This window comes from Acidobacteriota bacterium, assembly GCA_035471785.1.
Lineage (GTDB): Bacteria > Acidobacteriota > UBA6911 > RPQK01 > DATIPO01 > JANQFM01.
Window position 1 is genome coordinate 1 of sequence record DATIPQ010000017.1, and the last position, 12,632, is coordinate 12,632.

Sequence of the window (12,632 nt, forward strand, 5' to 3'; positions counted from 1 at the left end):
ACGCTTCCCAAGTTGATGGGCAAGGTGGGGCGTTATGTGTCCGGGCGGTCGCTGCAGGCAATTCGGCGGCGTGGCGCCAGGTGGCAGGACGGTTACTATGAGAATGAGATCCGCGGCCGGGAGCATTTTTATCGGGTCAAGGAGTACATTCATGGGAATCCGGTCGTGAAGGGGTTGGTTGCCCTGCCTGAGGAGTGGGAGCAGTCAAGTGCCCATCCGCAGCACTCAGGTTGGGGCACTGCCTTGGTCTGGCCCATCTAGGCCAAGTGTCAGGTCGCCTCCATCGCCGCAAGGATGCGCCTCCCACCAGGGGTGCCTCGCATCGCTCCTTTGAGGCGGGCTGCTCTCTGGGAGGTGGGTGCCCCCCCGGACTCCTCGACCGACTTCTGGAGCGGGCAGTTTCCGGGAAGGCGGGAGGGGGACTTCCTGTTGGCGGTTCCAATGACCGGCCCGTTCAGCCTCGGTGTCAGGTCACCTCCATCGCCGCAAGGATGCGCCTCCCACCAGGCCTGTGTCCTATCGCTCCCGTGGGGCTGGTTGCTCCCTGAACCAGAGTCCTCCCACAACTAACTTCCGGAGTTGGCAGGTCCCGGGAAGGGTAGGGGGGAGTTTGGGAGAGGGCCACCCACCTCCCAGAGAGCGGCCCGCCTCAAAGGAGCGATGCGAGGCAGGCCTGGTGGGAGGCGCATCCTTGCGGCGATGGAGGCGACCTGACGTTAGGATGAGCCGGTACAGGCTTCTGGGCCGGTCAAAGAAACAGTCTGCCAGGCCCCCAAACCCTCAGCGCAGGTAGTCCAAGTGGGGGCGGTGGGCTTGGCGGTATTCGGTTAGCAGGGCCCGGGCCAGTTCGCGCTTTTCGATAAGGGGATTGGAGGCCAGGGCGTCTTCGGCCAGGCGGGCTGAGCCTTGCAGGGCGGCCTGGGCCGTCAGGCGCTCGTAGCGCTTGACCTTGAAGAGCAGATCGCGGATCTGGTTGGGCGGTTTTCCGGTAGCCAAGGGATGAGGGCCGTTGGCGCCGATCACGCAGGGAACCTCCACCGAATCGTCGTCTTCCAGTTCCTCGATGGCTCCGATGTTGGCCACGTCGACCGGCATCACCGAAGCGACGTCGCCGCAGATGGCCCGCATGGCGTCGATGGCCACCCGGTCGTAGCCGGCGGCCTGGCTGTAGAGGTTGCGCCGGGCCCGCCGCAGGGCTTCCTCGCTGACTTCTTCTCCCGTCTCCACCGACATATAGCTGGCGTTGCGGGAGGCCAGGTAGTGATCGTAGGCCTCCGCCACCTTGGAGGAGTCGGAGCCGGCCTCAGCCACCCTGCGCATCATCTCGTCCTCCAGGTCCTGGATCAGTTGCCCCCGCGTACGGTCGCCTCCGGCGGTGTGGCGGCAAGCGTGTTCGGTGCGGTAGTAGTAATAAAGGTACTCGGTCGGGAACAGTCCCAGGTCTTGCAGAAACTCGGCTTCGAAGAGAGGGATGCGGTAGACCTGGCTGAGCTTCTCGGGAGAGTCGAGCAGTTCCTTCATGTGGTCGCGCCCGTCCACTTCCACGCCGCGGATCCACCCCAGGTGGTTGAGCCCGAAATAGTCGAAGTAGGCTTTCTCCATGGGCACTTGCAGGGAATGGGCCAGCATCTCGAATTGTTCACGCGGCGTATCGCAGACCCCGATGACGCGTCCCCCCAGCCCCGACAGGATCATGGCCTGAGAAATGATCCCCACCGGATTGGTGAAGTTGAGCACCCAGGCCTGCGGCGCCAGACGAGCCACCTGGCGGATGTAGTCGAGCAGGGGAGGAATGGTGCGCAGAGCCAGGCAGAACCCTCCGGCGCCCACCGTTTCCTGGCCCACCGTCCCGTGCTCGAGGGCGATGGTCTCGTCCAGTATGCGCCCCTGCATCCCGCCCACCCGGATGCTGGAGATGACGAAGGAAGCCCCCTCCAGAGCCGCTTCGACCGTCTTGGGCTGGGTGACCTTGAAGTCGAAGCCGGCCCTTACGGCCATGGCCTGCGAAATGCGGGCGATGGTGGAACGCCGCTGGTCGTCGATATCCCACAGGGAAAGCTCTTCGACGGGCAACTCGCGCCGGAACTGAATCAGTCCATGGGTAACCAGCGGCACGCGGGCCCCGGCCCCTCCGATGATGGTGATTTTCATGCTCTCGTCTTTCCAGGGCCACTAGGTGGCCAACAAGTTCACACGCGTCAAGTTTCAGTGACCGCGGTCAAGGCTTAATTGCGCTCGGCGGTATGAGGCCGCTCGCTAGATCTGGTGTGGACTCAGTCGAACTTGCTTGCGAATTCCCGCGCCGTAGGCAGCCCGTCCAGGCCGCCGGGACGGCGGGTGGAGAGCCCGCCGCAGATGTTGCCGGCCCGCAGGCAGTCCTCCAGCGAATCGCCCTCCATCCAGCGATGAAGGAAGCCGCCGTTGAAGGCGTCTCCAGCGCCGGTGGTCTCCATGGCCTCGACAGAAAGGGGGGCCGACTCGGCACGCTGCTCACCCCGACCGGCGATGGCTCCCTTGCTGCCCAGCTTGACGACGACGGTATCGCCCTGCTTGCACAAGGCATCCAGGGCAGTCTCTGCATCCTCCGCCCCGGTATAGCGCAGGGCTTCCATCTCGTTGAGAAAGAGGACGTCGAGCGCACGGCGCAACTGGGCGAAGGCCGGTTGGGAAGCCGCCTCGGGATCCCACCCCAGATCCCAGGAACTGGTCACCGAGCGTTCCTTGAGCCGGTTCACCAGTTGTTGGAAGGGCTGCCAACGCTTTGGAGCCAGTGCCAGGTGGACGTGGTCGCCAGCCTGGGCGGCAGCAAAGGCATCGGACTCCAGCAAGCGGGCTTCCACGAAGCGGTTGGCCCCGGGGCAAGTCAGGAAATAGCGGTCCTCGCGGGTTGAGACGGCGACTGTCAATCCCGCCCGCTCCCGGCGCCGCAGTGCCGAGAGATCGACTTCCAGGCCCAGTTGAAGAAGGCGCGTCCGGGCCTCCACGTCGAGAGGAGAATCGCCCCACACCGTCAGCAGCCGGCACTTCCGCCCCAGCCCGGCGGCGGCCGCGCCGGTAATGGCGGCGCCTCCTCCCACGCTGACCGTGAAAGTGTCGGTCTTGAGTTCCTCGCCCATGGCGGGCAACCGCTGCAGGTCGTAGAAGATGAGGTCGTGGAAGACTTCTCCGGCGGCGATCAGGGAGCGTTCTCCGTTGCGGCCGTCCCCTGGCCTGGCTTTGCTTTTTCTCATAGGTCCTGGGCCTGCTCAGTGCTGGGAGTCCATTTCAACAATCAGTTTCTTGGTTTGAGCCATGCGCTGCTGGGCTAGCTCGGACTGCCGGGCCTGGAGTTGCTGATAAATCCGCAGTTGCTCCTGGGCCTGCTCGGGCCGGCCGCTGCGCTGCAGGGCCAAGGCCAGCGTGTAGCGGCATTGGGCATGTTGGGGATCGGTTTGGCAGGCCTGCTGCAACTCCCGCTGCGCGGCCTCCCAGTCCTGCTGCTGGAAGTGGATCTCCCCCAGCAGCAAGCGGGCGGGGAAAAAATCGGGCTGCCGCCGCAGCGACTCCTCCAAGACCTCGATGACGGATGAAAGGTCGCTGGAATCCCCTCCTTTCTCGCTCTGCCGGAAGACGCCCAGGGCATAGAAATATCCTGCCCGCGCGTCCTGCGGATGACGGCGGTAGTAGTCCTCGAATCGCCGCACGGCCTGATCGAACTGGTCTTCGGTACGGGCGAAGCACTCGGCCAGCATGCGCAGGGCCGGGAGAGCCGTCTGAGGACTCTGGCTGGCTTGCAGAAAAGCCCGCGCCGCCGCCTCGTCATCGCCCTGGGCCAGATGGGTCGCCCCCCATCCGAGCAGCAGGCGTCCCGACTCGGGAAACCTCTCCGCTCCCGAGGCGAACACCCTTTCCGCTGTCTCCCAGTTCCAATGGCGCAGGAAGAAATATCCCAGTTCGTAGAAGCTGCTTTCGCTGTTCTCCAGTTCCAGCGCCCGCTGATAATGCGAAGCGGCCGCCGCGAAGTCGTCCTGGCCGTCCAGCAGCTCGCCCAGGAGGTGATGGCCTTGAGCGCTCTGGCGCAGTGACAGGGCCTTCTCGATGCGGCTGCGGGCGGTGTCTTCTCCCATGGCCATTTCGGCCCGCGCCAGGTTGAGCCAGGCCTCGTCAGAAGCGGGAAAGCGCTCAACCGCCGCCCGCAGAATGGGCAGGGCTTCCGCCATCATCCCCTGTCCCAACAGCAGCGCCGCCACCTGGGCATGAGCCTGAGGACTGTCGGCCAGCGTCCGCAGGGATTGCTCCAGGTCGCGCTGGTAGCCCTCCTGGCCCAGGGCCCGCCGGTTGAGCGCCTTGAGCAGGTGGAATTCGCCCCGCGAGGGCGCCACCGTCCCCAGCGAATCCAGCACCTGGGTCACCTCCTGGTGACGGTCCAGCGCAAAGAGACAGAAGGCCCACTGGTATCCGGTTTCGTAGACCTGCGGCTGAAGCTGGTAGGCCTTTTCCAACCAGGGCGCCGCCTCCCGGTAGCGGCGTCGGGCAAGGTGAATCGTGCCCAGGTTGAAATGGGCGGTGGCGTTGGCGGGGTCGATCTCCAGAACCGCCCTGAACTCCTGCACGGCCTCATCAACTCGCCCCAGCCGGTTGAGGTTGGCTCCCAGATTGGTGCGGGCCTGTATGGCCTGCGGATTGATCTGCACGGCTTTGCGGAAGTGCCGGTTGGCCTGCCCGGGATCGCCCGACAGGTCGAGCACGATGGCCAGCAGGTGCTGGACGTCGAAGTGCTGAGGATGGTTCCTTTCCAGTTCCAGCAGCTTGTCGCGGGCCGCCTGCAAGCGTCCCGCCCTGAAATCATTGAGGGCCAAACGGAAGCGCTCGGAATCACTGCCGGACAGGGGTTGCCCAAGCAGGGGAAGGCTCAACAGGAACAGCGCCACAGCCATCGCCGCCAACCCTGCAAAGCGCTTAGATCCCATCATTGCAACCTTCATCGTCTATACAATATACTCTTTGTGCAAGTCGCGTGAACTGCAGAGAGGCCCGCATCCGGGCGGGACCCGAGGCTTTCCATGAAACTCGCCATGAATAAAGACATTTTCCGCAAACACGTCCCCCCAGCTTTGACCCTTCTCCTGCTCATAGGGGCCTTGGGCTCGCAGGCGGCTGTGGCGCAGCCCCAGGACCCGGACTCGGTTTCCATGGTGCATCGGCCCGGATACCTCTTGCAGGACCATGTTCAAGGGGCCAGGCTGGCCATCCTGCCGCTGGGTTCCATCGAATACCATGGCCCTTCGGGCCCCCTGCTGACCGACAGCATCATCGCCCGGGGACTGGCGGAGCGGCTGGCCCCACAAGTCGGAGCTTCGCTGCTGCCGGTGCTCAACTATACCCATTCCCCGGCCCATTCGGCGGCGTTCAAAGGAACCATATCGACGCGTCCCGAAGTGGTCACCGAGTTGCTGACCGATATCTTGAGGGGGCTGGTGGAGGCCGGCTTCGACAAGGTCCTGGTGCTCAACGGGCACGACGGCAACATCGGCCCCGCCCGGGCGGCTATCTCGGTGGTGACCAACCAGGCCAAGCACACTCAGATGGCGCTGGTCAGTTGGTGGGAGACGCTTCCGGGAGAGGAAGTGGAGGCCATGGAACTCTTCACCTCGGGCAACGGCGGGCATGGTCACGGCGGTCCGCTGGAACTGTCGGTGGCGGCGGTGTTCGCTCCCCATTCGGTGGAGCCGGGCAGGGGGCCTGATCTGCCGGCCCTGCAAGGCCAGGCGTCTTTCCCCTACTATTTGGAGAAGAGCGACGTCACCGGCTGGCCGGGCTATTCCGGCAAGCTGAGCGAGATCTCGGCCGAGAAAGGCGAACGGCTGGTCGGGGTGTCGCTGAGCAAGTTGGCCGCTTTCGTCGGAAACTGGCTCAAGAACGACAAACAGCCCGGCAGTTGGTAGCCGCCTATGCTTCACGTCAGGACGCTTTTTTTCCTCGCTGCGCTGGGCACGGCAGCCCCGTTCTTTGCAGCCGCCGGCTCTGCCAAAGCGGTCTTTCAAGAGGGGGCGGCTGAAGCGGGGCTTGAGTTTCGCCTCATCAGCGGCACTCCCGAAAAAAAGTACATCGTAGAGGCCAATTCGGCAGGGGTGTGTCTCTTCGACTTCGACGACGACGGCCTGCTCGACATCTTTCTGGTCAACGGCGGGCGCCTGGAAGCCTTCCGCAAGGCTGAGCCTTCCGGCCTCAGTCACGCCCTTTACCGCAACCTGGGCGCACGGCGCTTTCGCGACGTGACAGCCCAAGCGGGAGTGGCCGGGAACGGCGCTTGGGGCATGGGATGCTCGGTGGGCGACGCCGACAACGACGGGCGGCTCGACCTCTACGTCACCGCCTACGGCTCCAACATGCTTTTCCGAAACCTGGGGGACGGCACCTTTCGCGACGTCACCCAGGACTCGGGAAGCGACGATCGGCGTTGGTCGACCGGTTCGGCCTGGGCCGACTTTGACGGGGACGGCGATCTCGACCTCTTCGTGGCCAACTACATCGAGTTGGACCGCGACAACCTGCCCCAGCCCGGCGATCCCCGCTACGGTTCCATGGGAGGCGGTCAGTTGGGCTGCCAGTACCTGGGTCTGAAGGTGATGTGCGGTCCGCGGGGACTGCGGGGAGCCGGCGATTCCTTTTTCGTCAATCAGGGCGACGGAACCTTCCGCGAGCGCTCGCGCGAGTTGGGCCTGCATGACCCCCAGGGCTACTACGGACTGGGCGTCCTGTGGAGCGATTTCGACCTGGACGGAGACCTCGATCTCTACGTGGCCAACGACTCCACGCCCAACCAGCTTTACCTCAACCAGGGCGAGGGGAAGCTGGTCGAGACGGGACTGCTGTCGGGCGCGGCCTTCGGAGAGCAGGGGCAGGAGCAGGCGGGCATGGGAGTGGCCGCCGCCGACTACCGCAACTCGGGACTCTTTTCTCTTTACGTGACCAATTTCTCCGAGGAATACAACACCCTCTACCGCAACGACGAGCAGGGCAACTTCACCGACATCACCTCCTCCTCGGGATTGCTGGTGCCGTCCCTGCCCTACGTGGGATGGGGAACCGTCTTCTTCGACTACGACAACGACGGGCGGGTGGACCTTTTCGTCGCTAACGGGCACGTGTTTCCCCAGATCGATAAGGCCCAGTCTTCCTCCAGCGCGGGGTACGCCCAGCGCAACCTGCTCTTCCGCAACCTGGGAGAGGGACGCTTTGAAGAAGTCGGACTGGAGGCCGGCTTGACCCAGGAACTGGTGAGCCGGGGAGCGGCGGCGGGCGATCTGGACAACGACGGCGCCCTCGACCTGGTGGTCAACAACCTCGACGCAGGACCTTCGCTGCTCTGGAACTCGAGGGCTTCCGGCGGCCATTACCTCAGCCTCAAGCTCAAGTCCAGGACCGTCCCCAGCGCCATCGGGGCGCGCGTCCGCTTGCGGACCGATCAAGGATGGCAGATGCAGGAGGTGCGCAGCGGGGGGAGCTATCTGTCCCAGAACGACTTGCGCCTGCACTTCGGACTGGGATCCGCCACCCTGGTTTCGCGCCTCGAGATCCGCTGGCCGGACGGCAAGCAGACGGTGTTGACCGACGTGGCTGTTGATCAGAGGCTGGAAGTCCATCAGGAATAGGCCGCAGCCGCAGCGATCAAGTTCCCGGCGTCCCTTGGTCTCCATCGTTCTGGAAGGGCCAGGCGTCGGCATAGTACGCCCACAGCATGTAGATTCCCACGCCTCCAGCCAGTACCCCGAAAGCCAGCACAACCGTCCTGGTCCCCGTCGAGAACACCACCAGCAGCCACAGGGTGGCGGCCACGATGCTGGGAATCGGGTAAAGCCACATCTTGAAGGGACGCTTGATGTCGGGGCGGTTGCGCCGCACCAGGGTCACGGCCAGGATCTGGCTGAGGAAGAGGATGAGCGTCTGGATGCTCATCAGGCTCTCGATGATTTCGCTCAGTTCCAGGAAGCACCAGAAGACCGAGAATCCTCCCAGCACCAGCAGCGAGACATGGGGGAAACGCTTGACGGGATGCAGCTTGGCGAAGACCGAAAAGAAGCGCCCGTCCTTGGCGGCGGCATAGGGGATGCGCGAGTAGCCCAGCAGAAGGGCGAAGATGGAGGCGAACGAAGCGCCCAGGATGAGCACCGTGATGAGTTGGGCGGCCCAGTCGCCGTAGATGATCTGCATGTAGTCGGAGACGATGTGCTTGGTTGCAATGGCCTCCTGCCAGGGCACCACTCCGATGAGCGAGATGTTGAGGAGCACGTAAAGGGTGGCGACGACCAGGATGGAGACGATGACGGCCAGGGGAATGTTGCGGCTGGGGCGCTGCACCTCGCCTCCCAGAAAGCAGACGTTGTTGTAGCCGCCGTAGCCGTAAATGGCGATCAGGGCCGCCCCCCCCAGTCCGTTGAAGAATCCCCAGGAGAAGCTGAAGGCGTCGGGAGGGATGTCGAAGAGCAACTCGGTACTCATCACCGGCCAGCCCGAGACGATAACCCAGAGGATGCTGCCCACCACGATGATCATGAGCAGGAACGACACTTTGCCGATGGTGCGGATTCCCCGGTAGAGGGCGAAGGTGACGCCCGCGCACAGGGCCACGGCGATCATCTTGGTGCCCAGCTCGGACATTTCGGGAAAGAAGAAGCGCGAGTATTCGGCGAAGCCCACGGCTCCCGTAGCCACCGAGAGGGGCGCCGTGAAGAAGATCATCCAGACGAAGAGGAACGACATCATCTGGCCCGCCTTCTTGGGGTTGTAGGCTTCGCGCAGGTAGATGTAGGAGCCTCCGGCGCCGGGCATGGCGGCGCCCAGTTCGGCCCACACCAGACCGTCGCAAATGGCCAGCACGGCCCCGGCGGCCCATCCCAGCATGGCATGGGGACCGCCCATGGCCGCCAGCAGGAAGGGAATGGTGATGAAGGGACCGATGCCCAGCATCTCGACGATGTTGGCCGAAGTTGCCTCCTTGAGTCCCAATCCGCGTATCAGTCCGTCGTCGTTCTCAGTGGGCCGTGTCTGTTCGTCGTTCATAGCCTCCGCTTTCTGACCGCTTTTCCCAGGAAGAGGGTGGGGAATCCGGCGCCGGGCGGCAGCGTATCAAGAAAAACCCGCAGGAGCGGCGTCCGCCGTGTCGGCAACGCCGCCCTCTGCGGGTCTCCTCCCCCTCAACCGTCAGTGGGATGAAGAAGGCGGCGGCCGCAAACGACCGCCGCGCAAGGCTTTTGAGAGGGCTCTCAGAAGATCAGCTTGAGTCCAAACTGAATCACGCGGGCCTCTTTCTCAGGATCGAAGACCGAATTGGTCTGGCCGAACTGCCCGCTGTTGACGTTGGTGCTGGGCGAAGAGAACTGAGGCGTATTGAAGGCGTTGAAGAATTCCGCCCTGAATTGCAGCCTCGATTCTTCGTTCCATGGCAACTGGAAGTTCTTGAACAGCGACAGGTCGAAGACGTGGTGAGGCCATCCGCTCAGCGAAGCCACCCCGCAGGACCCGAAGGTGAAGTTGGCGGGCTGGGCGAAAGCGTTGGTGTTGAAAAAGCTCTCCACGGTTTCGGCTCCCGAGGGATCCCCGATGCAGTCGGCGCGGTAGTTCTGGCTGCGGGTTCCGCTCACGTCCGATGCGCTGACGCCCAGCGGCGCGCCGCTGGTGGAACTCCAGATGCCGTTGAACTGCCAGCCGCCCAGGATATTGGCGATGGGCCCGTCGTTGAGGTAGTTCTTCCCGGCTCCGAACGGCAGTTCCCAGACCCAGTTGGCCACCACGCGGTGGTTCTGGTCGAAGACCAGGCGTCCGTAGTCGGCCTCCGGATTGTGGGTGTTCTGGGGCCGGATGTTGCTGGCTCCGGCACCGCCCGACAGGTTGTCCTGGGTATCGCCCAGGGCCTTGCTCCAGGTGTAGGACAGGTTGAAGGCCAACCCGTTGGAGAATCCCTTGCGCAATTGCATCTGGAAGGAATTGTAGTTGGCCGAACCGTCGCTTCTCAGGAAGTCGCTGAGGTTCGACCAATCGGGGAAGGGAAAGACGATGTCGTTGACCCCCGGCGTTCGCAGGATGCCCTGGTTGAGGCGGCGCAGTTTACGGATGTCGTCGGTCGTCTGTCCCACGTAGGCCAGGTCGAGCAGGTAGTCGCGCCCCAGTTGAAACTGGGTGGAGAGGCTGTACTGCTGGGAGTAAGGAGCCGTTTCGTTGACATCGCGTCCGCGCAAGTCGATGGTGAGCGGATCGAACTCCGTGGAGCCGGCCGGGAAACCGTCCCTTAGCAGGACCTGGGGAGGCTCGTTGAAGTCGGATTCTACGCCTCGGAACTCCACCAGTTGGGGCGGGTTGAGCTGCAGCACTGCGGAGCTGCCCATGCGGTCCAGCGCCTGGTAGAAGATGGCGTAGCCGCCGCGCACCACCATGGTGTCGGAAACCCGCACCGAGAGGCCCACGCGGGGAGCGAAGTTATTGCGGTCGGGGTTGATCAGGGTGCGTCCGAAGATACCCTCGCCGTCGGTCCTCTGCACGCACTCGAAGTCGCAAGGGATGGGAGGCAGAGCGGCCGGATTGGCCGTCACCAGTGCTCCCCGTCCGCCGTTGGCGTCGGCCACGAAGTTGGAGGTCAGGTTATCGCGCTCGATGAGCGGAGTGAAGTACTCGTAGCGCAGCCCGTAGTTGAGGGTTACGTTGGGCGTGACGGCCCAGGAATCCTGCGCATAGAGCATGTAGCCGTCGGTGTAGTTGTGGGGCACCAGGGGCGTGGTCTGCTCGACCCGCTGGACGTTGCCCAGCAGCAGGTTGGCGAAGCCGTCGTTGGTCCAGAAGTTGGGAATGATGTAGCGGCCGTTGGGCGCCTTGATGTCGAGAAAGTTGTTGATGGCCCGCTTGAACTCGAAACCGAACTTGAGGGTGTGGTTGCCCCGCACCCAGGAGAGGTTGTCGAGCAGTTGGTAGACCTGCGAAACCTGGTACTGGGGACGCCACTCCGAGGTGCCCAGCAGGGAGTAGCCGGAAACGCGGATGGGCGGCACGCCGAAGGCGAAGGCTCCCGGCAGGTTGTTGAGTCCGAAGTCGGGGCCGGCATTGCCTTCCGGCGCCAGCGGCGCGGTGTCGGAGAAGATGCGGTTGAATCCGAAGCGCAGGCTGTTGACCACGCTGGGGCTGAGGACGTTGTTCCAGGTCAGGGCCGCCAGTTGCCCGCGCAAGAAGCTGTTGCCCGAGAACCCTCCGGTTGCCAGCGGGTTGGGGAAGGGTCCGCGCTCAACGATGGTTTCGGTCTGCAGGAAGCTGTAGGTGCCGTAGAGCAAGTTGCTGTCGTTGATGTTGTGGTCGATGCGGACGTCGAATGAATTCTGCTCCAGAGGAATGTCGGGAGCCGCCACGAAACCGAAGGTCCCTTGGTTGGGATCAGGATAGAGTTGGCCCAGCGCCAGTCCCGCCGGATCCACGCAGGGCAGCCCGTCGGTGCGGTTGGCGTTGACGTTGATGACGTCGTTGACCTCGTCGATGCAAGGCTCGATTTCAGGGTAGAAGGCGTTGCCTTCAGCGTCGCGCTGGATGACCAGGTCGCGTACGCCGGTGAAGATGCCCTGCTTCATGGCTGCCGTCGGAACGGTCCCCGACGAGGTCGTGCCCTTGCGGGCGTCGGTCCGCTGGTAATCGAAGAAGAAGAAGGTGCGGTCTGGAACGATGGGACCGCCGATGATGCCCCCATACTGATGGCGAAGCTCCTCGGCCTTGCCGATCCCGGCCCGGTTGGCGAAAAAGTTGGCGGCATTGAGATTGTCGTTGCGGTGGAACCAGAAGCCGCTTCCGTGAAAGGCATTGCTGCCCGATTTCAGTTCGGCGTTGATGACGGCTCCCTGCGACCATCCGAACTCGGCGTCGTAGGTGCGCGTCTGCACCTTGAAGTGCTGCAGGGCGTCGGGCGGAGGCGAAACCGCCTGCGGACTGCGCTCCTGGGCGTTGGTGGTGAAGGTATTGTTGTCGACGCCGTTGAGGGCGAAGTAGTTTTGCAGCGAGAAGTTGCCGTCCACGTTGAGGCGGGCCTCACGGGGATTGCTGGTCGTTCCCGGTGCCGGCACGGCGCCCGGCGTGAGCAGGATCAAATCGGAGTAGCGCCGCCCGTCCAGCGGCAGGTCGACGATCTCCTGCGCCTCGATGACCGTTCCCTGCTGGGCGGTTTCGGTGTCGATCCGCCCGGCCCTGTCGGTGACTTCGATGGTCTCGCTGACCTCGCCGACTTCCAGTTCGACGGCCAGGTTGACGCGATCCTGCACCCTGACGTCGATGTTGCGCAGGACGGCCGTCTTGAAGCCGGTCACCTCCACGCTCACTTCGTAAATGCCTGGTCTCAGCGCCCGGGCCGCGAAGGCCCCGGAGTCATTGCTGATCAGCGTCAGCCGCACCCCCAACTGGGAGTTGGTGATGGTCACGGTTGCGCCCGGGATGATGCCCCCGCCCTGGTCGGTGACCGTCCCCGCAATCGATCCAGTGTTGATCTGACCCACCAGCGGGGTCAGAATGAGCAGCCAGATAGCGGCGGCCCAAATCAAGAATCGTGATGTACGCATGACACGCCCTTCCTCATTCTTTCTCGTTATGCTCCCTCGTCTGCACGAGCCGGCGCTCCTGTAGCTACG

At 63.8% G+C, this 12,632-nt stretch carries 8 protein-coding genes; 3 read left to right on the forward strand and 5 right to left on the reverse strand.

Annotated features, from left to right (window positions below; all coding sequences use genetic code 11):
- Positions 1-261 (forward strand): hypothetical protein (locus tag VLU25_02320; GenBank protein ID HSR66750.1); only part of this gene is annotated, 261 nt, incomplete at its 5' end.
- A gap of 519 nt (positions 262-780) precedes the next feature.
- On the opposite strand, the gene VLU25_02325 is transcribed toward VLU25_02320, so the two are convergent.
- The 3 genes from VLU25_02325 to VLU25_02335 all read right to left on the reverse strand — a co-directional run bounded on the left by VLU25_02325 (position 781) and on the right by VLU25_02335 (position 4,952).
- Positions 781-2,151: a 6-phospho-beta-glucosidase gene (locus VLU25_02325; protein HSR66751.1), complete on the reverse strand. Its 1,371-nt coding sequence runs from the start codon at positions 2,149-2,151 to the stop codon at positions 781-783.
- A gap of 122 nt (positions 2,152-2,273) precedes the next feature.
- Positions 2,274-3,230 (reverse strand): carbohydrate kinase family protein, encoded by a 957-nt coding sequence (locus VLU25_02330; protein ID HSR66752.1) that lies wholly within the window; start codon positions 3,228-3,230, stop codon positions 2,274-2,276.
- 15 nt (positions 3,231-3,245) lie between these two features.
- Positions 3,246-4,952: a tetratricopeptide repeat protein gene (locus VLU25_02335; GenBank protein ID HSR66753.1), complete on the reverse strand. Its 1,707-nt coding sequence runs from the start codon at positions 4,950-4,952 to the stop codon at positions 3,246-3,248.
- Between the two features lie 102 nt (positions 4,953-5,054).
- Between VLU25_02335 and VLU25_02340 the strand changes: the two genes are divergently transcribed.
- Both VLU25_02340 and VLU25_02345 read left to right on the forward strand, forming a co-directional pair.
- Positions 5,055-5,924 carry a creatininase family protein gene (locus VLU25_02340; GenBank protein ID HSR66754.1) on the forward strand — a complete coding sequence of 290 codons (870 nt, stop codon included), beginning with the start codon at positions 5,055-5,057 and terminating at the stop codon, positions 5,922-5,924.
- Positions 5,925-5,930: 6 nt separating this feature from the next.
- The gene (locus tag VLU25_02345) at positions 5,931-7,634 is read left to right on the forward strand and encodes a CRTAC1 family protein (GenBank protein ID HSR66755.1); all 1,704 of its coding nucleotides are present in this window, start codon (positions 5,931-5,933) and stop codon (positions 7,632-7,634) included.
- Between the two features lie 16 nt (positions 7,635-7,650).
- Here VLU25_02345 and VLU25_02350 read toward each other — a convergent pair whose 3' ends face one another.
- Together VLU25_02350 and VLU25_02355 are read right to left on the reverse strand one after the other, a co-directional pair.
- Positions 7,651-9,042 carry an APC family permease gene (locus VLU25_02350; protein HSR66756.1) on the reverse strand — a complete coding sequence of 464 codons (1,392 nt, stop codon included), beginning with the start codon at positions 9,040-9,042 and terminating at the stop codon, positions 7,651-7,653.
- Positions 9,043-9,245: 203 nt separating this feature from the next.
- Positions 9,246-12,563 carry a TonB-dependent receptor gene (locus VLU25_02355; GenBank protein HSR66757.1) on the reverse strand — a complete coding sequence of 1,106 codons (3,318 nt, stop codon included), beginning with the start codon at positions 12,561-12,563 and terminating at the stop codon, positions 9,246-9,248.
- Between the last annotated feature and the right edge of the window lie 69 nt (positions 12,564-12,632).